This is a genomic window from Pseudomonas paralactis (assembly GCF_001439735.1).
In the GTDB taxonomy this organism is placed as follows: Bacteria; Pseudomonadota; Gammaproteobacteria; order Pseudomonadales; family Pseudomonadaceae; genus Aquipseudomonas; species Aquipseudomonas paralactis.
Window position 1 is genome coordinate 142,816 of record NZ_JYLN01000011.1, and the last position, 24,090, is coordinate 166,905.

Sequence of the window (24,090 nt, forward strand, 5' to 3'; positions counted from 1 at the left end):
CGCTCTAGCAAGCGCCTTTGCGGGACTCGTTCGCCCGTAAAGACCTCACCCTAAGTCGTTAATTCACAATGGAATGTGCCAATGAAGTGATCTGAGTCAGCTGTTTGATTAGCGCACGGAATTATTCTGTGGTCTCTCTTCTCCTGCATTGGAGTCATGCAATGTCTGAAACTCCCGGAAAACTTCGATTAGGCGCCCTGGTCGCACTTGTCGTCGGTTCGATGATTGGCGGCGGCATCTTTTCATTGCCGCAAAACATGGCCGCCAGCGCCGATGTCGGTGCGGTGTTGATTGGCTGGGTGATTACCGCCATCGGCATGTTGACCCTCGCCTTCGTGTTCCAGACCCTCGCCAACCGCAAGCCCGACCTCGACGGCGGGGTATACGCCTACGCCAAGGCCGGTTTCGGCGACTACATGGGTTTTTCATCTGCCTGGGGTTACTGGATCAGCGCCTGGCTGGGTAACGTCGGCTACTTCGTCTTGCTATTCAGCACCCTGGGTTACTTCTTCCCGGTTTTTGGCGAGGGCAATACCCCGACAGCGGTGATCGCGGCGTCAGTGCTGTTGTGGGCCGTGCATTTTCTGGTGCTGCGCGGGATCAAGGAAGCCGCGTTCATCAACCTGGTGACCACCGTCGCCAAGGTGGTGCCGCTGCTGCTGTTCGTGCTCATCGCCCTGTTCGCGTTCAAGCTGGACATCTTCACCGCTGACATCTGGGGCGTGAAAAACCCCGACCTGGGCAGTGTGATGAACCAGGTACGCAACATGATGCTGGTCACCGTGTGGGTGTTCATCGGCATCGAAGGCGCGAGCATCTTCTCGTCCCGTGCCGAAAAACGCAGTGACGTGGGCAAGGCCACCGTGATCGGCTTTATCACCGTGCTGCTGTTCCTGATGCTGGTGAACGTGCTGTCCCTGGGGATCATGACCCAACCGGAACTGGCCAAGTTGCAGAACCCGTCGATGGCCGCCGTGCTGGAGCATGTGGTGGGCCATTGGGGTGCGGTGCTGATCAGCGTCGGCTTGATTATCTCGTTGCTCGGCGCGTTGCTGTCGTGGGTGCTGCTGTGTGCGGAGATCATGTTCGCCGCCGCCAAGGACCACACCATGCCCGAGTTCCTGCGCAAGGAGAACGCCAACCATGTGCCGGTCAACGCGCTGTGGCTGACCAACGCAATGGTGCAGATATTCCTGGTGATCACGCTGTTTTCCGCCAGCACCTACCTGTCGCTGATCTACCTCGCCACCTCAATGATCCTGGTGCCTTACCTGTGGTCGGCGGCCTACGCCCTGCTGCTGGCGGTGCGCGGCGAGACCTACGAAAACGCGCTCAAGGAGCGCAAGAAAGACCTGTTCATCGGCGCCATCGCCCTGATCTATGCGATCTGGCTGCTGTATGCCGGCGGCACCAAATACCTGCTGCTCTCCGCCCTGCTCTACGCCCCCGGCGCGATCCTGTTCGCCAAGGCCAAGCGTGAACTGGGCAAACCGATTTTCACCAACGTCGAGAAGCTGATTTTCGCCGCAGTAGTCATTGGCGCCCTGGTGGCGGCCTATGGGCTCTACGACGGCTTCCTGACTCTGTAATTGTGTGTTCACTGGAGGATCTGTAATGACCACGGAAAAAGTTAAGTACGGCGTACATTCCGAAGCCGGCAAACTGCGCAAAGTCATGGTGTGCTCCCCAGGTTTGGCCCACCAGCGGCTGACCCCCAACAACTGCGACGAGCTGCTGTTCGATGACGTGCTGTGGGTGGCCCAGGCCAAGCGCGACCATTTCGACTTCGTGACCAAGATGCGCGAGCGGGATATTGATGTGCTGGAAATGCACAACCTGCTCACCGACATCGTCGCCATCCCTGAAGCGTTGGACTGGATTCTGCAACGCAAGATCACCGCCAACACCGTGGGCCTGGGCCTGGTCGATGAAGTCGGTTCGTGGCTGCGCAGCCTGGAGCCGCGCAAGATAAGCGAGTTTTTGATCGGTGGCGTATCGGCCGATGACCTGCCGAGCAGCTTTGGTGGCAAGACCATCGAAATGTTCCGCGACTTCCTCGGCCACGCCAGCTTCATTCTGCCGCCGCTGCCCAACACCCAATTCACCCGCGACACCACCTGCTGGATCTACGGCGGCGTGACGCTCAACCCGATGTACTGGCCGGCGCGACGCCAGGAAACCCTGCTGACCAGCGCCATTTATAAATTCCACCCGGAGTTCACCAACGCGGACTTCCAGATCTGGTACGGCGACCCCGACCAGGAACATGGCGCCGCGACGCTGGAAGGCGGCGACGTGATGCCAATTGGCAATGGCGTGGTGTTGATCGGCATGGGTGAGCGCTCGTCCCACCAGGCCATCGGCCAACTGGCGCGCAACCTGTTCAAGAACAAGGCCGTGGAAAAAGTCATTGTGGCCGGCCTGCCCAAATCCCGCGCCGCAATGCACCTGGATACCGTGTTCAGCTTCTGCGACCGCGACCTGGTCACCGTCTTCCCCGAAGTGGTCAACCAGATCGTGCCGTTCACCCTGCGCCCTGACGAAAGCAAGCCACACGGCATCGACATCCAACGGGAGAAAACCAACTTCCTGGAAACCGTCGCCGCAGCGCTCAATCTCAAGGCGCTACGTGTCGTCGAGACCGGCGGCAACAGCTTCGCTGCCGAACGCGAGCAATGGGATGACGGCAACAACGTGGTGGCTGTGGAACCTGGCGTGGTGATCGGTTACGACCGCAATACCTACACCAACACCCTGCTGCGCAAGGCCGGTGTGGAAGTGATCACCATCAGCGCCGGTGAGCTCGGCCGAGGCCGTGGCGGCGGCCATTGCATGACCTGCCCGATCATCCGCGACCCTATCGACTATTAAGGAGATTCCATCATGGCTTTCAATATGCGCAACCGCAGCCTGCTGTCGCTGATGCACCACACCACTCGCGAGCTGAATTACCTGCTGGACCTGTCCCGCGACCTCAAACGCGCCAAATACACCGGCACCGAGCGTCCGCACCTGCAAGGCAAGAACATCGCACTGATCTTCGAAAAAACCTCGACCCGCACTCGCTGCGCCTTCGAAGTCGCGGCCCATGACCAGGGTGCCCACGTCACTTACATCGACCCGGTGTCGTCGCAGATCGGCCACAAAGAAAGCATGAAAGACACCGCCCGCGTACTGGGCCGGATGTTCGATGCCATCGAGTACCGTGGCTTTGAGCAGGAAATCGTCGAAGAGCTGGCCAAGTTCGCCGGTGTGCCGGTGTTCAACGGCCTCACCGCCGAATTCCACCCGACCCAAATGATCGCCGACACCCTGACCATGCGCGAACACAGCGACAAGCCGCTGCATGACATCAGCTACGCCTACCTCGGGGACGCCCGCTACAACATGGGCAACTCGCTGCTGATGATCGGCGCCAAGCTGGGCATGGACGTGCGCATCGGCGCGCCGAAAGCGCTGTGGCCCCATGAAGACTTCATCAAGCAGTGCCAGGCATTTGCCGAGGAAAGCGGTGCACGCATCACCATCACCGAAGACCCGAAAGAGGCAGTCAAAGGCGTGGACTTCATCCACACCGATATCTGGGTGTCCATGGGCGAGCCGGTGGAAGCGTGGGACGAGCGTATCGAGCAACTGCTGCCGTACCAGGTCAACGCCAAGATGATGAAAGCCTCGGGCAACCCTCGGGTGAAATTCATGCACTGCCTGCCGGCGTTCCACAACAGCGAAACCAAGGTCGGCAAGGACATCGCGGCGCGCTATCCGCACCTGGCCAACGGTGTGGAAGTGACCGAGGAAGTCTTCGAGTCGCCGGCCAACATCGCCTTTGAGCAGGCGGAAAACCGCATGCATACCATCAAGGCGATTCTGGTGTCGGCGTTGGCAGACATTTAATTTCCACGGTGTGAACACCGTCAGTGTGGGAGCTGGCTTGCCTGCGATAGCGGTGGGTCTGGCAACAGCAGGTCGCCTGCCAGGCCCTCATCGCAGGCAAGCCAGCTCCCACATTGACCGAAGTGTTCATGCGTTCCCTGAAAGGACATTCTGTATGCGCATCGTCGTAGCCCTGGGCGGCAACGCCCTCCTGCGTCGTGGTGAACCCATGACCGCAGACAACCAACGCGCCAATATCCGCATCGCCACCGAACAGATCGCCAAAATCCACGCCGGCAACGAACTGGTGATCGCCCACGGCAACGGCCCGCAGGTCGGCCTGCTGTCGTTGCAGGCGGCGGCCTACACCAGCGTCTCGCCCTACCCGCTGGATGTGTTGGGTGCCGAAACCGAAGGCATGATCGGCTATATCATCGAACAGGAACTGGGCAACCTGCTGGATTTTGAAGTGCCATTCGCCACCCTGCTCACCCAGGTCGAAGTCGACGCCAAGGACCCGGCCTTCCAGAACCCCACCAAGCCTATCGGCCCGGTATATGCCAAAGCCGAAGCCGAGAAACTCGCCGCCGAAAAAGGTTGGGCCATCGCGCCCGACGGCGACAAATACCGCCGTGTAGTCGCCAGCCCGCGGCCCAAACGCATCTTTGAAATTCGCCCGATCAAATGGCTGCTGGAGAAAAAAGCCATCGTGATCTGCGCCGGTGGCGGCGGCATCCCGACGATGTATGGCGAAGACGGCAAGCTGCGCGGCATTGAAGCGGTGATCGACAAAGACTTGTGCTCCTCCTTGCTGGCCACGCAACTGGAGGCCGATTTGCTGGTGATCGCCACCGACGTCAACGCCGCCTTTATCGACTTCGGCAAGCCCACCCAAAAGGCCATCGGCCAGGCCCACCCCGACGATATGGAAAAACTCGGCTTCGCCGCCGGCTCCATGGGGCCCAAGGTCCAGGCCGCCTGCGAGTTCGCCCGCCAGACTGGCAAAACCGCCGTGATCGGTTCACTCTCGGACATCGAAGCCATCGTCCAGGGCAGCGCCGGCACCCGCATCAGCACGGCAAAACGTGGCATCACCTACCTGTGAAGTTGAGGAGAAACGCCTATGGCTATCTTTGAACCCGGTCACCTGCATATCGAGCGACACGCGCTGAACAAGGACGATGTCAGCTATGACCTGTGCCTGGACTACGAAGTCTTCACGCATGAGCGCGAAGGCAAAGGCATGCAGTTCACCCTGCACGGCAGCATCCAGGGCAAGGCCATGAAGGAAACCTTTTTCCTGCCCAAGGACCAGGCCTACAACTTCGCCAGCAATGTGACCAAGATTGTCGAAAAACATGGCATTCCCAAAACCCATAGCAGCGTCGGCTCGCAGCACAAGCACTACGATCTGATGTTCGAGGATGTGCGCAAGCAGTTGGATATGAAATCCGGCGACCCGGTCAAACCCGAACACCTGGAATAACCTGCCCCCCAATCGAATGTGGGAGCTGGCTTGCCTGCTCCCACATTTTGATCTCCACCGGCTCCAAGGCATACTGGCCACCCTCAGCACTCCAGAATCAAGATCCGCCCCATGCGTATCCACGTCAGCTTCATCGACCGCGTCGGCATCACCCAGGAAGTCCTGGCCTTGCTCGGTGGGCGCAATCTCAACCTGGATGCGGTGGAGATGGTGCCGCCCAACGTCTATATCGACGCCCCCACCCTGAGCGCCGAGGTGCTTGAAGAATTGCGCGACGCGTTGTTCAGCGTGCACGGCGTGCAAGCGGTAAAGGTGGTCGACATCCTTCCGGGCCAGCGCCGCCACTTGCAACTCGACGCCCTGCTGGCGGCCATGACCGACCCGGTGCTGGCCCTGGACAGCGCGGGCAAGATCCTGCTGGCCAACCCGGCATTGATCGCGCTGTACGGGCGCGAACCGGCCGGCGAAAGCATCGCCGAACTGTTCAACGACCCGGCGCTGCTGGAGACCTTGCTGGAGCATGGCTTTCGCTTGCCGTTGCGCGAGATCAGCGTCAATGGTCAGACCCTGCTGCTGGACGCCACGCCGATCACCGACGCCGGCGCCCTGCTCACCCTCTACCAACCCAATCGCATCGGCGAACAGCTTTCGGCGCTGCACCATGACCATGCCGAAGGTTTTGATGCGCTGCTGGGTGAATCCCCGGCGATCCGCACCCTCAAGGCGAGGGCGCAACGGGTGGCGGCCTTGGATGCACCGCTGCTGATTCAGGGCGAAACCGGTACCGGCAAGGAGCTGGTGGCCCGCGCCTGCCACGCCATCAGCACGCGCCACAGTGCGCCGTTTTTGGCGTTGAACTGCGCGGCACTCCCGGAAAACCTCGCCGAAAGCGAGTTGTTCGGTTACGCCCCGGGCGCCTTCACCGGCGCCCAGCGCGGTGGCAAGCCAGGGCTGATGGAACTGGCCAACCAGGGCACGGTGTTTCTCGATGAGATCGGTGAAATGTCGCCGTACCTGCAAGCCAAGTTGCTGCGTTTTCTCAATGATGGCAGCTTTCGCCGGGTGGGCGGTGACCGCGAGGTGAAGGTCAATGTGCGCATCCTCAGCGCCACCCACCGCGACCTGGAAAAAATGGTCAGCGAGGGCACCTTTCGCGAAGACCTGTTCTACCGCCTCAACGTGCTTAACGTTGAAGTGCCGCCGCTGCGCGAACGCGGCCAGGACATCCTGCTGCTGGCCCGCTATTTCATGCAGCAAGCCTGCGCGCAGATCCAGCGCCCGGTCTGCCGCCTGGCGCCCGGCACCTACCCAGCGCTGCTGGGCAACCGCTGGCCGGGCAATGTGCGCCAGCTGCAAAACGTGATCTTCCGCGCCGCCGCCATCTGCGAAGGCAGCCTGGTAGACATCGGCGACCTGGACATCGCCGGTACGTCGGTGGCGCGCCAAAGCGATGGCGAAGTCGACAGCCTGGAACAGGCGGTGGAGGATTTCGAGCGCGACCTGCTGGAAAAGCTCTACACCAGCTACCCCTCAACCCGCCAGCTCGCCAGCCGCCTGCAAACCTCCCACACGGCTATCGCCCACCGCCTGCGCAAGTACGGCATTCCCAACAAGCCCTGACGGAATAAACGAGGTTCAACTGTGGGAGCTGGCTTGCCTGCGATAGCGTTGGGTCATCCAACTCCTTAGTGACAGGTAGACCGCTATCGCAGGCAAGCCAGCTCCCACAGAGACCGCATTACAGATTTGGTCTGAGAACGACATCCAGTGTACTGAAAGCGCTACAGCGTAACGATATCGCTACAACCCTGTTTTTTGCGCGCCATGCAAGGCTTTGATCCACATAGGCTTTTTTTCACGCACCGGACTGTAGCGAAATCGCTACAGCGTACTCAGCCAACCTTCTCGCGAAATTTATTAACCTGTTGATCTATAACGACTTAATAACCTTGGCCGCAATATTGCTAAGCAACTCCTCATTATTCCAATCCCGTCCACCAGACGATTCTGGCCCTGAGGAGTTTCCATGAGCGAGTTGCGTTTCACTGAAGATCACGAATGGCTGCGCGCCGAAGCCGATGGCAGCGTCACCGTGGGTATCACCGCTTTTGCGCAGAATGCGCTGGGTGATGTGGTTTTCGTGCAACTGCCGGAGTTGCAGGCTTACGACAAAGGCGCCGAAGCCTCCACCGTGGAATCGGTCAAAGCCGCCAGTGGCGTCTACATGCCGCTGGACGGTGAAGTGCTGGAAGTGAACGACAAACTCGATGGCAGCCCGGAACTGGTCAACGAAGACCCAATGGGCGAAGGCTGGTTCTTCCGCTTTAAACCCGCCGACGCCGATGCAGTGGCTAAGCTGTTGGATAAGGATGCGTACGACCGCCTGATCAAAGCCAACGCTGAAGCTTGAGGAGCGCGCCATGACCGTTAATCTGACCACCGCCAACGAATTCATCGCCCGCCACATCGGCCCGCGCCAGGAAGATGAGCAGCAGATGCTCGCCAGCCTGGGTTTTGATTCCCTCGAAGCGCTGAGCGCCAGCGTGATTCCGGAAAGCATCAAGGGCACCAGCGTGCTCGGCCTGGAAGACGGCTTGAGTGAAGCCGAGGCCCTGGCCAAGATCAAGGCCATTGCCGGCCAGAACCAACTGTTCAAAACCTACATCGGCCAGGGCTACTACAACTGCCATACGCCGTCGCCGATCCTGCGCAACCTGCTGGAAAACCCGGCCTGGTACACCGCTTACACGCCGTATCAACCCGAGATTTCCCAGGGCCGCCTGGAAGCGCTGCTCAATTTCCAGACCCTGATCAGCGACCTTACCGGCCTGCCGATCGCCAACGCCTCCCTGCTCGACGAAGCCACCGCCGCCGCCGAAGCCATGACCTTCTGCAAGCGCCTGAGCAAGAACAAGAGCAGCAACGCATTCTTCGCTTCGGTGCACAGCCACCCGCAAACCCTCGACGTATTGCGCACCCGTGCCGAACCCTTGGGCATCGATGTGGTGGTCGGCGATGAGCGTGAACTGACCGACGTCAGCGCGTTCTTCGGTGCCCTGCTGCAATACCCGGCCAGCAACGGCGATGTATTCGATTACCGCGAGCTGACCGAGCGCTTCCACGCTGCCAACGCCCTGGTCGCCGTAGCCGCCGACCTGCTGGCCCTGACCCTGCTGACTCCGCCCGGTGAGTTCGGCGCCGACGTCGCCATTGGCAGCGCACAACGCTTTGGCGTGCCACTGGGCTTCGGTGGCCCGCACGCGGCGTACTTCTCCACCAAGGATGCGTTCAAGCGCGACATGCCAGGCCGTCTGGTCGGTGTTTCCGTCGACCGCTTCGGCAAGCCGGCCCTGCGCCTGGCCATGCAAACCCGCGAGCAACATATCCGCCGCGAGAAAGCCACCAGCAACATCTGCACCGCTCAAGTGCTGCTGGCCAACATCGCCAGCATGTACGCCGTGTACCACGGCCCCAAGGGCCTGACCCAGATCGCCCAGCGCATTCACCAGCTGACCGCGATCCTGGCCAAGGGCTTGACGGCCCTGGGCTTGAAAGTCGAGCAGCAACACTTCTTCGACACCCTGACAATCCACACCGGCGCCCACACCGCAGCCCTGCACGACAAGGCCCGCGCCCAGCGCATCAACCTGCGTGTGGTGGATGGCGAGCGCGTTGGCCTGTCGGTCGACGAAACCACCACCCAGGCCGATATCCAAGCCTTGTGGGCCATCTTCGCCAACGGCAAAACCCTGCCAGCCTTTGCTGCAACCGAAAGCACCCTGCCGAGCGCCTTGCTGCGCCAGTCGCCGATCCTCAGCCACCCGGTGTTCAACCGCTATCACTCGGAAACCGAGCTGATGCGCTACCTGCGCAAGCTGGCCGACAAGGACCTGGCCCTGGACCGCACCATGATCCCGCTGGGCTCGTGCACCATGAAGCTCAACGCCGCCAGCGAAATGATCCCGGTAACCTGGGCCGAGTTCGGCGCCCTGCACCCATTCGCCCCCGCCGCGCAAAGCGCCGGCTACCTGCAACTGACCACCGAACTGGAAGCCATGCTCTGCGCGGCCACCGGTTACGACGCGATCTCCCTGCAACCCAACGCCGGTTCCCAGGGTGAGTACGCAGGCCTCTTGGCCATCCGTGCCTATCACCAGAGCCGTGGCGAAGAACGTCGCGACATCTGCCTGATCCCGTCGTCGGCCCACGGCACCAACCCCGCCACTGCCAACATGGCCGGTATGCGTGTGGTGGTGACCGCTTGCGATGCGCGCGGCAACGTCGATATCGAAGACCTGCGCGCCAAGGCCATCGAGCACCGCGAGCACCTCGCGGCGCTGATGATCACCTACCCGTCCACCCACGGCGTGTTCGAGGAAGGTATCCGCGAAATCTGCGGCATCATTCATGACAACGGCGGCCAGGTGTACATCGACGGCGCCAATATGAACGCGATGGTCGGCCTGTGCGCACCGGGCAAGTTCGGCGGCGACGTGTCCCACCTGAACCTGCACAAGACCTTCTGCATTCCCCACGGCGGTGGCGGCCCGGGCGTTGGCCCGATTGGCGTCAAGTCGCACCTCACGCCGTTCCTGCCCGGCCACGCCGCCATGGAACGCAAGGAGGGCGCGGTGTGCGCCGCGCCGTTCGGCAGCGCGAGCATTTTGCCGATCACCTGGATGTACATCAGCATGATGGGCGGCGCCGGCCTCAAGCGTGCGTCGCAGTTGGCGATCCTGAATGCCAACTACATTTCCCGTCGCCTGGAAGAGCACTACCCGGTGCTGTACACCGGCAGCAATGGCCTGGTGGCCCACGAATGCATCCTGGACCTGCGCCCGTTGAAAGACAGCAGCGGCATCAGCGTGGACGACGTGGCCAAGCGCCTGATCGACTTCGGTTTCCATGCGCCGACCATGTCGTTCCCGGTGGCCGGCACCTTGATGATCGAGCCGACCGAAAGTGAATCCAAGGAAGAACTGGACCGCTTCTGCGACGCCATGATCGCCATCCGCGAAGAAATCCGCGCGGTAGAAAACGGCACCCTCGACAAAGACGACAACCCACTCAAAAACGCGCCGCACACGGCAGCGGAACTGGTGGGCGAATGGAGCCACCCTTACAGCCGTGAACAAGCGGTGTACCCGGTGGCGTCGTTGATCGAAGGCAAGTACTGGCCGCCGGTGGGTCGGGTCGACAACGTGTTTGGTGATCGCAACCTGGTGTGTGCGTGCCCTTCTATCGAGAGCTACGCCTGATCTAACGGGAGATACGCGGCCAGTGTGGGAGCTGGCTTGCCTGCGATAGCGGTGTATCAGCCGACAGTGATGTTGCCTGACACACCGCTATCGCGGGCAAGCCCGGCTCCCACATTGATCGAGTCCAGCCCAGAAAATAATAAGAAACCGGAGAACAACCATGTCCCTTAGCGTGTTCGACCTGTTCAAGATTGGCATCGGCCCCTCCAGCTCCCACACCGTCGGCCCGATGCGTGCCGCCGCTCGATTCGTCGAGGGGCTCAAGCGTGACAACCTGCTCAACGCCACCTGCAGCATCAAGGTGGAACTCTATGGCTCGCTGGGCGCCACCGGCAAAGGCCACGGCAGCGACAAGGCCGTACTGCTGGGCCTGGAAGGCGAACACCCGGACACCGTCAATACCGAAGCCGTGGCTGCACGCCTGGCGCAGATGCGCAGTGACGGACGCCTCAACCTGCTCGGCGAACACAGCATTGCGTTCAACGAGAAAGAACACCTGGCGATGATTCGCAAACCCCTCGCCTACCATCCCAACGGCATGATCTTCCGCGCCTTTGACGCCGCCGGTATTCAGATTCGCAGCCGCGAGTATTACTCGGTCGGTGGTGGGTTTGTGGTGGATGAAGACGCGGCGGGCGCCGACCGTATCGTCGAAGACGCCACACCCCTGACCTTCCCGTTCAAACACGCCAAGGACTTGCTCGGCCATTGCGCCACCTATGGCCTGTCTATCAGCCAGGTGATGCTGACCAATGAAAGTGCCTGGCGCCCGGAAGCCGAAACCCGCAGCGGGTTGTTGAAGATTTGGCAGGTCATGCAGGACTGCGTCGATGCCGGCTGTCGCAACGAAGGTATCTTGCCCGGAGGCTTGAAGGTCAAGCGCCGGGCGGCGGCCTTGCATCGGCAGTTGTGCAAGAACCCGGAGTCGGCGCTGCGCGACCCGCTGTCGGTGCTCGATTGGGTCAACCTGTATGCGCTGGCAGTCAACGAAGAAAACGCCAATGGCGGGCGCGTGGTCACTGCGCCCACCAATGGCGCGGCTGGGATCATTCCCGCCGTGCTGCACTACTACATGCGCTTCATCCCCGGCGCGAACGAAGACGGTGTGGTGCGCTTTTTGCTCACCGCAGCCGCCATCGGCATCCTCTATAAGGAAAACGCTTCGATCTCGGGCGCCGAAGTCGGCTGCCAGGGCGAAGTCGGCGTGGCCTGTTCCATGGCTGCCGGGGCCTTGTGTGAAGTGCTGGGCGGCAGCGTGTCCCAAGTGGAAAACGCCGCCGAGATCGGCATGGAACACAACCTCGGCCTGACCTGCGACCCGATTGGCGGCCTGGTGCAGGTGCCCTGCATCGAGCGCAATGCGATGGGCTCGGTGAAGGCGATCAATGCCGTGCGCATGGCCCTGCGCGGCGACGGCCAGCATTTTGTGTCCCTCGACAAGGTCATCCGCACCATGCGCCAGACCGGCGCCGATATGAAAAGCAAATACAAGGAAACCGCCCGTGGCGGTTTGGCGGTCAACATTATCGAGTGCTGACGCCCACAAGCGCGTCGGCACGTTTTTCAGGAGCTGAATATGTCCACCGAAACCCTGTTGAAAACCCCTTTGCACGCCCTGCACCTCGAACTCGGCGCGCGCATGGTGCCCTTCGCCGGCTACGACATGCCGGTGCAGTACCCGTTGGGCGTGATGAAAGAACACCTGCATACCCGTGAACAGGCCGGGTTGTTCGATGTTTCCCACATGGGCCAGATTCGCCTCACTGGCGCGAATGCCGCCAAGGCCCTGGAAACCCTGGTGCCCGTCGATATCATCGACCTGCCGGTGGGTATGCAACGCTACGCGATGTTCACCAACGAGCAAGGCGGCATTCTCGACGACCTGATGGTCGCCAACCTGGGCAACGATGAACTGTTCCTGGTGGTCAACGCCGCCTGCAAGGACCAGGACCTGGCGCACCTGCGCGCACATATCGGCGACCAATGCACCATCGAACCGCTGTTCGAAGAACGCGCCCTGCTGGCCCTGCAAGGCCCGGCGGCCGTGAAAGTATTGGCGCGCCTGGCACCTGAAGTCACCCAGATGACCTTCATGCAATTTGCCACCCTGCGTTTGCTGGGCGTGGAGTGCTACGTCAGCCGCTCCGGCTACACCGGTGAAGACGGTTTTGAAATCTCCGTACCGGCGGCCAATGCCGAGAGCCTGGCCCGCAGCCTGCTGGCCGAAACCGAAGTGCAGGCCATCGGCCTGGGCGCCCGCGATTCGCTGCGCCTGGAAGCCGGCCTGTGCCTGTACGGCCACGACATGAACACCGACACCACGCCAATCGAAGCCAGCCTGTTGTGGGCGATTTCCAAGGCTCGGCGTGCCGATGGCGCACGAGCCGGCGGCTTCCCTGGCGCCGACCGCATCTTCACCCAGCAGCAAACCGGTGTGGCGCGCAAACGCGTGGGCCTGCTGCCGCAGGAGCGTACCCCGGTGCGTGAAGGCGCTGAAATTGTCGATGCCCAGGGCACCGTAATCGGCAGCGTGTGCAGCGGCGGTTTTGGCCCGAGCCTGGGCGGCCCGCTGGCCATGGGTTATCTGGACACGGCCTTTACTGCACTGGATACCGAAGTGTCTGCGTTGGTGCGTGGGAAAAAGGTGCCACTACGTGTAAGTAAAATGCCATTTGTACCGCAACGTTACTATCGCGGCTGATTGGTTGTTTCTATAAGTAACGCGGTTGCGTTAACGTGCACTAAACTGTAACGCAACCGCCATAAAACAGTGCATGTACGATAGCCATTTTTATAGGAAAACCCCTATAACAAGTGAACTACTCTATCGAATAAGTCAGCAGCCCTGCATTCAACAAAGTGTCATACGCCCCAGTAAAACCGGGGCCTGGCGTAGGGCTTGTTTTTTTCATATTAGTTGGCGTAGAGTTTGCCCACTGTGTTTGCATGGGTCGCTTGGAACCTGGACCTGGGCAGTAGCTCAAGTAGTTTGCTACAACCCGTTCGACGTCTCTTACTTTCCTGCAACCCAGCCCAGTACTCTTTCGTGTGAAAGAGGCTGTCATTAATTTTTAGCGTCAAAGGAAAGAAGAAAATGGCTGAGCGTCAGAGCGGTACCGTCAAGTGGTTCAACGACGAGAAAGGGTTTGGTTTTATCACTCCTGAAAGCGGCCCGGATCTGTTCGTGCATTTCCGCGCTATTCAGGGCAACGGCTTCAAAAGCCTGAAGGAAGGCCAGAAGGTCACCTTCGTTTCAGTTCAGGGCCAGAAAGGCCTGCAGGCTGACGAAGTACAAGCAGAAGGCTGATCCTTCCTGCGACAAAAAGCCCCTGATATGACATCAGGGGCTTTTTTATGGGCGCCATTGCGTAAACTGCGTGCTTTCTCCAGAGAGCCCTGCCATGTCCAAACCCCTGTTGAGCCCCCAGGGCGAATTTCCCGCCGTTGGCCTGGGCCGCCGCCTGGCAGCGATGTTCTACGATTTCCTGCTGTGCACCGCCCTGCTGATCGTCACGGCGTTCATCTACAAGCTGGTGTGGATCGCCTTCGTCGGCGAAGCGAAGATGCGCACCCTTACCGAGTCCGGCGCGCTGGACGGTGACCCGTTGCTGTCGACGATCCTGTTGTTTGTGCTGTTCGGGTTCTTCGCCAAGTTCTGGACCCATTCCGGGCAAACCCTGGGCATGCAGGTGTGGGGCGTGCGCGTGCAAAACGCCGACGGCTCGCGGATCAGCCTGTGGCAGGCATTGTTGCGTTTTGTGGTATCGATTGCGTCATGGTTGTGTGTGGGGTTGGGGTTTATCTGGTCGTTGTTCGATAAACAAAAACGCAGCTGGCATGACATCTATTCGGATACCCAACTGGTGCGGATCCCGAAGCAAAAGAAGTAACTCAAGTGTGGGAGCTGGCTTGCCTGCGATAGCCATAGGTATCTACACAATTTCGGTACGACGCTGGACCTGTGGCGAGGGAGCTTGCTCCCGCGACGGCCTGGCAGCCGCCCCTGATATAACTGATGCCCCGCGATCCAATGTGGGAGCTGGCTTGCCTGCGAAGGCGGTTTGTCGGGGTACATATCCATTCCTGCGGTAACGGCCACTTAGGGTTCCGCTTTTACAGCGGGTCACTTTGGAAAAGAGCCGGAATGCCGGCCCAGCCCAAAGTAACCAAAGGGCTCTTGCCCCACCACTCGGCACCTCGCTTAGGCTCGGTGTGCCCGTAATCCGCCAGTGATTTGGGGGGCCGCCGCCACGCGCCATCCATGGCGCGGGGCGGCTAAACCGGCATCCCTGCCGGTTTACCCCCCAAATCCCTGTCGAATTCCGGCCAGCGTGGTTTGACGGGGCGCTTAAGATCAAAAGCGGCTCGCTTCGCATCGTGGTTACCGTTGATCGCTACAGAGTTGTGTAGATACCTATGGCTATCGCACGCAAGCCTGCTCCCACATTTTGATTTGTGTTCAGGCGTTGCCGGCCAGTTTCAACCGTGCAGCCTGGGTGAAGTCGAGCATACGCTTGAGCGGTCGCACCGCCTGCGGAATCACCGCCGGCTCGACGAAGATCTCATTACTGCCCTCACGCAAACATTGCAACGTACGCTCCAGCGTATTCATCGCCATCCACGGGCAGTGCGCGCAGCTGCGGCAGGCTGCGCCGTTACCGGCGGTGGGCGCTTCGACGAAGACTTTGTCCGGGCACAGCTGCTGCATCTTGTAGAAGATGCCGCGGTCGGTGGCAACGATAAAGGTCTTGTTCGGCAAGCGCTGCGCCGCAGCGATCAGTTGGCTGGTGGAACCCACCGCGTCCGCCAGTTCGATCACCGAAGTCGGTGACTCCGGGTGCACCAGGATCGCCGCATCCGGGTACAGCGCCTTCATGTCTTCCAGCTGCTTGGATTTGAACTCTTCGTGCACGATGCAGGCGCCGTCCCACAGCAGCATGTCGGCCCCGGTCTGACGCTGGATGTAGGTGCCCAGGTGTTTGTCCGGGCCCCAGATAATGGTCTCGCCGTTGTCCATCAGGCTCTCGACGATTTCCAGTGCGCAGCTGGAGGTCACCACCCAATCGGCACGGGCTTTGACCGCGGCCGAGGTGTTGGCATACACCACCACGGTGCGCTCGGGATGTTGATCACAAAATGCGGAAAACTCATCCACCGGGCAACCCAGGTCCAGGGAGCAGGTCGCTTCCAGGGTCGGCATCAGGATGCGTTTTTCCGGGGTGAGGATCTTGGCGGTCTCCCCCATGAATCGCACACCGGCCACCAGCACGGTCTTGGCTGGGTGGGCAGCGCCGAAGCGGGCCATTTCCAGGGAGTCGGAAACACAGCCGCCGGTCTCTTCGGCCAGGGCCTGAATCACCGGGTCGCAATAGAAGTGGGCGACCAACACCGCGTCCTGAGCCTTGAGCTCGGCGGCGATGGCAGTGCGCAAGCTTGCCTCCTCAGCAGCGCTGAGCACCTTGGGCTGTTTGGCGTCGAGGTGGGCTTGAACCAGTAGGCGTTCGGAAATGTGCGTCATGTTCGCAAGACCTGCAGGCGCAGTAGCGCGAAAGTCGAGTGTACCACCGGCTCGGGAGCCCTTCGGGCGCCGCCGGACGAAGTGTTTTTGTTCATCAAGCACGGGTAAAGCTTAAAGCTGCGCAAGGCTACAGAATATCCAATGGATTCAAAAGCCTAATCTGGCAACGAAGCAAGCTGCCGTGCCTCGATCGCACCGCGACGATTAAGCGCCTTCTGAACAACAATCAAAGCTTCCCCTTCCCCACTCAGGCTTCTCGAAACTCAGGAATATCGGGCCTGAACGACTCGCCTCGCACCAAAAATGTGCACAAAGACACTTAATTACACGACCTTTCTTACGTTTTGTGTGATAAATCCTACAACGATGTAACAAACCGTCTACCACTCACTCAAGTGTGGCAAGCCCCGCTGAGTTCACCGTTTGGCTCGGGCGGATGCATCGCGTGTATTTCTACGTTTAAGGAAGTCGAGTGCCACATCAGCTCTCAACCGCACACCTGTGTTGTACCCGGAAACTGGGCCTCGCCCTGCTCTGCCTGTGGGCGCTGCCGGTGGCTGCCGCCGATGGCCCGCAGCCCGGCCAGGAAGCGCTGCGCTTGCAGCAGCAACAGCAGCGCGATTTGCAGCAATTACAACTGGAGCAACGCCAGCGTCAAATGCAGCGCGGCAGTTTCGGCACGCAACCGGCCACACCGGCCTTGCCAAAAGAGGCTGCCCAGGATGAACGTTGCTGGCCCCTGAACGGTACGCGTCTGGCCGGCGTTACGCTGTTCACCCGCAGCGAGCTGGATAAACACATCGAGCCCTACGTGGCCGCTTGCATGGGCGTCACACAGATCAACCGCCTGCTGGCGCAGATCACCCAGCTGTACGTCGACGCGGGTTATATCGCCAGCCGGCCGTACCTGATCAGTGCGCCGGCCGCCGGGCAACCCTTGGATATTCATGTCGAAGAAGGCTACCTGGAGGCCATCGAGCTGGCCGACCAAAGCCTGCCGGTGTCGCTGGGCGGGGCATTCCCCGGGATGCTCGGCAAGCCGCTGAACCTGCGCGACCTGGAGCAGGGGCTGGACCAGCTCAACCGCCTGCGCTCGGTGGACCTGACCGCGGACATCGCCCCCGGCAGCACAGCGGGCGCCTCGCGCATCATCCTGCGCTCGCGCAGCAGTGCCTCGCGCTGGGCGCTCGGGCTTGGGGTGGATAACCTCGGCAGCGCCGGCACCGGGCGTGATCGCAACGCCATCAGCTTGAGCCTGGACAGCCCGTTGCAAATCAACGATTCGCTCAACCTGAGCTTCAGCGACACGCTCAACCATGGGCCGCGCTACAGCCGCAGCCACAGCCTGTTCTACTCCGTCCCTTACGGTTACTGGACCTACAGCCTGTTCGCCAGCCATGCCGAATACCGTTCACCGTTCAAGCTCAGCCGTACGACGCTTTACAACAGTGGCCGCACCGATCAGCTCAGCCTGCGCAGCGACCGCGTGCTGTGGCGCGACCAGGGCCATCAACTGAGCGCCAACCTGCAACTGGCGTACAAAGACGTCGACAGTTACCTGCAAAAGGCTCGCCTGGACATTCAGAGCCCGACGCTGACGGTAGCCGAAGCGGGCCTGAACCTGTTCTGGCTCAACAGTGCGGTGTGGAACCTGGACGTCAATTACGCCCAGGGCCTGACCTGGTTCGGCGCCGATCGGGATGCCGACCAGGTACAGAAAAACCGCCCCAAGGCGCAGTTCCACAAGTACCGCGCCAACCTCACCCAATGGCGCAACGGCCAATGGTCAGCGCAGCCGTGGCAGTGGCAAAGCCAGCTGTCGGTGCAGTACAGCCCGGATGCACTACCTGCCATCGAACAGCTGCTGATCACCGATGACTCGGCCGTGCGTGGCTACCGCGAAAACAGCAGCTCCGGCGCCATTGGCGCGGTGTGGCGCAACACCTTGCGCCTGCCGCTTAACACGAACTTGCCAGTGAAGATCACCCCGCGCCTGGGCCTGGACAACGCTTGGGTCAAGCACGAATACGGCGCTCGGAGCCAACGCCTGAGCGGCGCCAGCGCGGGGCTCAACCTGAGCTGGAAGAACGTGCAACTGGACTTCGATTACCAACGCAACCTCAACACCCCCACAGGTTTTCGCCAGGAGCCGGAGGTCTGGCTGACACGCCTGAGCCTGCAAATATGAACCACCGCTGTTTTTAGCCTGAGACAACCGCCGTACCTGACCACCACAGCAGCGTTGCAACGAACAACGCACGTCGCGGATCAGCCAACACAGAGCGAGAATATTTATGCCGACTACTTCACACAGCTTTCACCTCTCCCCCCAGGGCAAACTGCGCTGGGCCATTGCCAGCCTGTTTCTGCTGCCACAGCTGGTACTGGCTGGCGGCGTGACCGTCGTCACAGGCCCCGGCGGCACGCCGCAGCTGCAAGACCAGGGCGGTGTACCCATCGTCAACATCGTCGCGCCGAATGCCGGCGGCCTGTCCCATAACCAGTTTCTGGACTACAACGTCGACCGCCAGGGCCTGGTGTTGAACAACGCCTTGCAGGCCGGCCAGTCCCAACTGGCCGGGCAACTGGCGGCCAACCCGCAGTTCCAGGGCCAGGCGGCGAGCGTGATCCTCAACGAAGTGATCAGCCGCAATGCCTCGGCCCTCAACGGCGCCCAAGAGATTTTCGGCCAGGCTGCCGATTATGTGCTGGCCAACCCCAACGGCATTTCGGTCAATGGCGGCAGTTTCATCAACACCCCGAATGCCAACCTGGTGGTGGGCCGCCCGGAACTCAACGACGGCAAGCTGCAAGCCTTGAGCACCCGCGATGCCAATGGCCAACTGACGATTCAGGGCCAGGGCCTGCATAACCGCGAGGGTTCCATCAACCTGATCGCGCCACGCATCGACAGCGAGGGTCGCCTCAGTGCTCGTGACCAATTGAACCTCACGGTCGGTCGCAACCAGGTGGATTTCGCCAGCGGCGAGGTGCGTCAGGTCGACCCGGTCGGCAAGACCCAGGACCAACGCATCGACGCGCGCCTGTTCGGGGCGATGCAGGCCGGGCGGATCAATATCATCAGCACCGCCGAAGGGGCCGGGGTGCGTGTGGGTGGCGTGCAGGTGCAAGGCGCTGACGGGGTGAAAATCCGTTCGGCGGGCGACCTCGACATCAGCGGCCAGGTGCATGCCAACAGCCTCGACGCCACCCGCGCCGGGGTACAGAGCCGCCAGGGCGATATCGACTTGCACAGCGCCAATGACTTGAACCTCGCCGCCACCGACGTGAGCGGGCGCAACGTCAAACTCGATGCCGGGCGCAACCTCACCCTCAGCAGCCTGGAAAGCCGCAAGCTGCAGGAAAAACGCGAACAGTGGAACAACAGCAACTTCCTGTTCACCTACGAAACCTACGACCGCACCACCACCGACAAGGATTCGCGCCAGCACGGCAACACGCTCGTCGCGCAACAGGACGCGGCGCTGTCTTCCGGCGCCAAGGCCGACATCAAAGCCAGCCACGTCGAAGCAGGCAACAACTTGCGCGTCAACAGCGGCGCCGACCTTCAGGTGAACGCCGCTACCGAAACCCATGAGACCCGTGATCAGGGCAACCACCGCAAGCACCTGTGGAAAGCCAACTGGGACAAATCCAGCAGCGAACAGCGCAGCATCACCAGCAGCCTCAAGGCCGGCAACACGCTGGCGCTGACCAGTAAACAGACACTGCAATTGCAGGGCGCCGAGCTGAAAACCCCAGGGGACATTCAGTTGGCAGGCCGCAAGGTGGAGATCGCCAGCGCCAGCCGTACCCAAAGCAGCAGCGACAACACCTACGCAGGCGACCTTACCGGCGGCAGCTTCTTCGGCAAGAACGGCGACGGCAACCAGGGCAAGACCTTGAACACCGCCAGCAAGGTGAATGCCGACGGCAAGCTGATCGTTCGCGCCGACGATGTGCGCATCAGCGGCAGCCAGGCCCGAGGCGGCAAGCAGGCCAGTGTCATCAGCGACAAAGGCTCGCTGGTGATCGACGGCGTACAAGACACCTCCCACGACAACCGCTACAGCAACGACAGTAAATTCTTCGGCATCTCCAAGGATGAAAGCCGCAAAAACCTCAAGGACAGCACCGTGGTTGCCAGCAACCTGCGCTCAGACAGCAACCTCAAGCTGCAAAGCGCCAGGGACATCACCGTAAGCGGCTCTCAGGTGACCGCCGCAGGTGAACTGCAAGCGGATGCCAAGGGCGATATCAAGGTCGTTGCGGCGCAGAACACTGCCCACGACACCACCAGCACCCATACCCGCGGCTTCGATGGCTACGCCAAGCAAACTGAAGGTGTCAGCCGCCAGTACCGTGCGGGCCTGAGCTATGAAGACCAGCAGCAAACCCGTCAGACCGACACCACCGGGCAGCAGACGTCCAGCCTCAACGGCGCCAGTGTGGCGGTTAGCGCCGGTGGCGATGTCAGCATCACCGGATCCCACCTCAAGGCCACCGAAGGCGATGCGAGCCTGAGCGGCAAAAACGTCGAGCTGTTGGCTGCCCACGACAAGCGCAGCGAAGCCGTCGACAAAACCACCACCGGCGGCAGTTTCTACTACACCGGCGGCATTGATCGGGCAGGCAATGGCGCTCAGTTCAGCCACCAGAGCAGCCACGACACCACTGAAAAAACCACCGCGCAAACCAGCACCGTAGCCGCGGCCGGCAAGCTGATCATCAACGCTGGCAACACCTTCACCAGCGAGGGCGCACAAGCCAAGGCCGGCACCGAGTTGCGCGTCAACGCAGGCCGGATCGACAACCTGGCCGCCCAGTCCACCGAGACCAGCACCCACAAGCAAAACGGCTGGAGCGCCGATGTCGGCGCCAACGTGGAATACAAAGGCATTACCCGCCCGATCGAAAAAGCCGTCGAAGGCGTGGCCCAGGCCAAGTTCCACCAGCCGGGTTTGCTGGACGCATTCGAACAGCCCAACGTCGGGCTGGATGTGGAAGTGGGGCATACCCACAGCACCCGCACACAACAGGACAGCACCGCCGTGGTCAGCCAGTTCAGTGGTGCCACGGTGCAGGTCGATATCGCCGGCAAGTTGCAGGATGAGGGCACGCAATACCGCGCCACCGATGGCGGGCTGACCATCAATGCGGGCGAGCATGTGGCCAAGGCGGCGGCCAATACCCACAGCAGCAGCGAGCAAGGCGTGGACGCCAAGGTCGGCGTGCGGGTCTACACCACCACCGGAGAGGATGTGAATGTACGCGGCAGCGGCAGCGGCGGCAGCCGTGATATACGCCAAGCCGGCAGCACGGCGGTGGTCGGCAGCTACGCGGGCACCCAGGGCGTGAGCATCCAGACCCAGGGCGATGCGAGTTATGAAGGCAGCCAGTTCAACGGCGGCCAGGCAGGCGTCAACCTCAAGACCGGCGGCGAGTTGGCGCTCAACCAGGCCAACGACACCCAGAGCAACACCAGCAGCACGTTGCGCGGTAACGCGTCACTGACCGTGGGCACCGCGCCCGGCGCCAATGGCACCAACATCAACCTCGGTGCCGGTGTGCAATTGGATAATCAGCGCCTGGACACCCAAGACAGCCAGGCCCACGTCGCGACGCTCCAGGGCAACGGGCCGATCCAACTCGGCAGCGGCGGCGACATGACCCTGCAAGGCACGCAGATCGGCAGCGCCGCCGCCAAGACCGGCGATATCAGCCTCAATGCCGGCGGTAAGTTGGACCTGCAAGCCGCCACCAACCGCCACGTCAGCAGCGGCAGCAACCTGGGCGGCGGCCTGACACTCGGCGCCGGTAAGACCAGCAGCGCCGAAAGCAGCAGCAAGACCGGTAACCTCAGCGCCAATTTCAACATCGGCAAGGTGGCCGAAGATGATCAGAGCGTGGCCGTCGGGCAACTGCACAGCAACGACAAGGTCAGCCTCGCCAGCGGCGCTGATGCAACCGATGCCATCCACTTGCAGGGCACTCAGGTCAGCGCAGCCAGCGTTAGCCTCGATGCGCAAAACGGCGGCATCCTGCAAGAGTCTGCGCAATCGACCCAGGCCCATGGCAACTGGGGCGTGACCCTGGGGGCAGGGGGCAGCGTCGGCAAAACCACCTTGGCCGACGCAGGTGAACACGAGACACCCAAGACCCAGCGCGGCATCAATGGGCGGGTCAAGGTCGATGTGGATCACTTGCAAGGCACCACGCAGCACAACAGCGTGATCACGACGGGTGACGTCACCCTCAACAGTGCTGGCGATACCCACCTGGCCGGAGCGCGTATCGACGCCGACAAGGTGCACGGCACGGTGGGCGGCGACCTCGTCGTCGAAAGCCGCAAGGATCAGGTCAACAGCACCCAGGTAAATGTCGACGCCAGGCTGGATGTCGAAAAAAACCAGCCGGGGGTGGTGGATAAGCTGGCCAAAGCCAGCGGCCCACTGAAGGACAAGGTACAAGCCAAGGCTGAAGCCGCGTTCGACAAGCATCGCGACAAGCTGGAGAACGTCGTCGACAAAGGCACCGGGCACCTGGCTTCGGCCAAGGACAGCGTGGTCAACAGCGTGGTCAATGCCAAGGAGCGCCTGGGCGAAAAGCTCACCCGCAGTGGCAGCTACGACGTGAACCCGGAACCCCGTGGCGCCTTCGGTACTCGCGTGGACAAGGCCAAGGCTTACCTGGCAGACAAGACCGATGCCCTGGGCACGCGCTTGTCTGGCTTCAAGGATAAGGTCTGGCCAAAAACCAGCGACAGCTACACCGTCAGTGGCAAAGACACCACCGGCAGCAAGGTGGCCAATACCGCCGAAAGCGTGTTGTTCGGCGACAAGAGCGGCAACACCAGCTACACCCCGACCCTGTATCTGGATGTCAGCCAGGTAGCCAAAGACAGCGTCACCCAAGCGTCAGGCATTCGCGCAAGCCACGGCGTCAACCTGCTGGTGAAGGGTGATACGCAGCTCACGGGCGCGCGGATCAGTGCAACCAATGGCAAGGTCGAGCTGGGTGGCTCCAAGGTCACCGCAACCACACTGGCCGGCAGCGACTACCGCGCCGATGTCGGGCTGAACGTTTCGAAGTCACCGGTCAACCTGGCCCTGGGCGCCAAGGACGAACTGACCCAGAAACACGACTACGCCACGCGCAAGGATCAAGCCTTCAACCTGGGCCTGTTGCGAGCCGGCGGGCACAGTGAAAGCCAAACCTTGCAGGCGGGGATTGATCAAGCCATCAACTAACGATAATGCCCCCCCACTGTAGGAGCGAGCTTGCTCGCGAAGAACGTAAACGATGACGCCGGCATGTTTGGAGTACGCGGCGCCCTCAGGTTTTTCGCGAGCAAGCTCGCTCCTACACATCAGTTGAAGAGTGCCTGTACGTTCTTCATCGCGTCATCGGCAAAGCCTTGCAGGAAGGCTTCGAACGCCGGTACGTCTTCCTTGCCGCCCGTGTACGACTGGCCAATGATGGTCCAGGTCGCCAGGCTCTGGTTCGAGCCTTGTGGCACCACTTCCATCAGCGCCCACAGGTTGCCAATGTTCAGCGAGGTGTAAATCAGCGACCAGGTCATGGTCATGGCTTGGTCGTCATAGCTGTTGAGTTGCTCAACCACCACATTGCCATCCTTGAACAGCTTCTTGCGGACCGAACGCACGCCCTCGCCCGTCATTTCGATATGGGACAACGCCGGAATAAACTTCGCGAAACCGGCGAAATCTCCGACGATGCTCCACACGCTGCGCGCATCGCCATTCACGCTGACGCGGGCGACCACAGGGTTACCGACCGGGTTACGCACCAGGGTATCGGGTTCAAAACCTTGCACGAGAAAGCTCCTTCTTTGTTCAGATGATCTCGATTGTTCGAGGCGGCTATTGTGGCACTGCGCTCCTCTGCCAATCGTGACGACCTCGACGTGGTGCTGTAGGCAATAGCGGAATATT

16 protein-coding genes are annotated in these 24,090 nt (G+C 61.2%); 14 read left to right on the plus strand and 2 right to left on the minus strand.

Features of this window, described 5'->3' with window-relative positions; translation table 11 throughout:
- Nucleotides 1-161 precede the first annotated feature (161 nt).
- From arcD to TX23_RS23675, 12 genes are all read left to right on the plus strand, one after another.
- Nucleotides 162-1,589, plus strand: coding sequence for an arginine-ornithine antiporter (gene arcD / locus TX23_RS23620; protein ID WP_057704274.1), 1,428 nt, complete (start codon nucleotides 162-164; stop codon nucleotides 1,587-1,589).
- 25 nt (nucleotides 1,590-1,614) lie between these two features.
- Nucleotides 1,615-2,871 carry an arginine deiminase gene (gene arcA, locus TX23_RS23625; protein ID WP_057704275.1) on the plus strand — a complete coding sequence of 419 codons (1,257 nt, stop codon included), beginning with the start codon at nucleotides 1,615-1,617 and terminating at the stop codon, nucleotides 2,869-2,871.
- Nucleotides 2,872-2,883: 12 nt separating this feature from the next.
- On the plus strand, nucleotides 2,884-3,894 hold the full coding sequence (locus TX23_RS23630; protein WP_005790837.1) for an ornithine carbamoyltransferase: 1,011 nt from the start codon (nucleotides 2,884-2,886) through the stop codon (nucleotides 3,892-3,894).
- A 154-nt stretch (nucleotides 3,895-4,048) separates the two neighbouring features.
- Entirely contained in the window at nucleotides 4,049-4,978 is a 930-nt protein-coding gene (gene arcC / locus TX23_RS23635; protein ID WP_057704276.1) for a carbamate kinase, read from the plus strand.
- Between the two features lie 18 nt (nucleotides 4,979-4,996).
- Nucleotides 4,997-5,359 (plus strand): DUF5064 family protein, encoded by a 363-nt coding sequence (locus TX23_RS23640; protein WP_057704277.1) that lies wholly within the window; start codon nucleotides 4,997-4,999, stop codon nucleotides 5,357-5,359.
- Between the two features lie 111 nt (nucleotides 5,360-5,470).
- Nucleotides 5,471-6,979: a sigma-54-dependent transcriptional regulator gene (locus tag TX23_RS23645; RefSeq protein WP_057704278.1), complete on the plus strand. Its 1,509-nt coding sequence runs from the start codon at nucleotides 5,471-5,473 to the stop codon at nucleotides 6,977-6,979.
- A gap of 406 nt (nucleotides 6,980-7,385) precedes the next feature.
- Nucleotides 7,386-7,769: a glycine cleavage system protein GcvH gene (gcvH, locus tag TX23_RS23650; RefSeq protein WP_057704279.1), complete on the plus strand. Its 384-nt coding sequence runs from the start codon at nucleotides 7,386-7,388 to the stop codon at nucleotides 7,767-7,769.
- 10 nt (nucleotides 7,770-7,779) lie between these two features.
- Nucleotides 7,780-10,617: an aminomethyl-transferring glycine dehydrogenase gene (gene gcvP, locus TX23_RS23655; protein ID WP_057704280.1), complete on the plus strand. Its 2,838-nt coding sequence runs from the start codon at nucleotides 7,780-7,782 to the stop codon at nucleotides 10,615-10,617.
- A 160-nt stretch (nucleotides 10,618-10,777) separates the two neighbouring features.
- Nucleotides 10,778-12,154, plus strand: coding sequence for an L-serine ammonia-lyase (locus TX23_RS23660; RefSeq protein WP_057704281.1), 1,377 nt, complete (start codon nucleotides 10,778-10,780; stop codon nucleotides 12,152-12,154).
- Between the two features lie 39 nt (nucleotides 12,155-12,193).
- Entirely contained in the window at nucleotides 12,194-13,318 is a 1,125-nt protein-coding gene (gcvT, locus tag TX23_RS23665) for a glycine cleavage system aminomethyltransferase GcvT (RefSeq protein ID WP_057704282.1), read from the plus strand.
- A gap of 393 nt (nucleotides 13,319-13,711) precedes the next feature.
- On the plus strand, nucleotides 13,712-13,924 hold the full coding sequence (locus TX23_RS23670; protein ID WP_007253000.1) for a cold-shock protein: 213 nt from the start codon (nucleotides 13,712-13,714) through the stop codon (nucleotides 13,922-13,924).
- A 94-nt stretch (nucleotides 13,925-14,018) separates the two neighbouring features.
- Nucleotides 14,019-14,507 (plus strand): RDD family protein, encoded by a 489-nt coding sequence (locus TX23_RS23675; protein WP_057704283.1) that lies wholly within the window; start codon nucleotides 14,019-14,021, stop codon nucleotides 14,505-14,507.
- A 569-nt stretch (nucleotides 14,508-15,076) separates the two neighbouring features.
- Here the strand turns inward: TX23_RS23675 and nadA are convergent.
- Nucleotides 15,077-16,135 carry a quinolinate synthase NadA gene (gene nadA / locus TX23_RS23680; protein ID WP_003193840.1) on the minus strand — a complete coding sequence of 353 codons (1,059 nt, stop codon included), beginning with the start codon at nucleotides 16,133-16,135 and terminating at the stop codon, nucleotides 15,077-15,079.
- A gap of 472 nt (nucleotides 16,136-16,607) precedes the next feature.
- Between nadA and TX23_RS23685 the strand changes: the two genes are divergently transcribed.
- Together TX23_RS23685 and TX23_RS23690 are read left to right on the plus strand one after the other, a co-directional pair.
- Entirely contained in the window at nucleotides 16,608-18,323 is a 1,716-nt protein-coding gene (locus TX23_RS23685; RefSeq protein ID WP_057704284.1) for a ShlB/FhaC/HecB family hemolysin secretion/activation protein, read from the plus strand.
- Between the two features lie 106 nt (nucleotides 18,324-18,429).
- On the plus strand, nucleotides 18,430-23,385 hold the full coding sequence (locus TX23_RS23690; protein ID WP_057704285.1) for a hemagglutinin repeat-containing protein: 4,956 nt from the start codon (nucleotides 18,430-18,432) through the stop codon (nucleotides 23,383-23,385).
- 119 nt (nucleotides 23,386-23,504) lie between these two features.
- Here TX23_RS23690 and TX23_RS23695 read toward each other — a convergent pair whose 3' ends face one another.
- On the minus strand, nucleotides 23,505-23,972 hold the full coding sequence (locus TX23_RS23695) for an SRPBCC family protein (RefSeq protein ID WP_057704286.1): 468 nt from the start codon (nucleotides 23,970-23,972) through the stop codon (nucleotides 23,505-23,507).
- Between the last annotated feature and the right edge of the window lie 118 nt (nucleotides 23,973-24,090).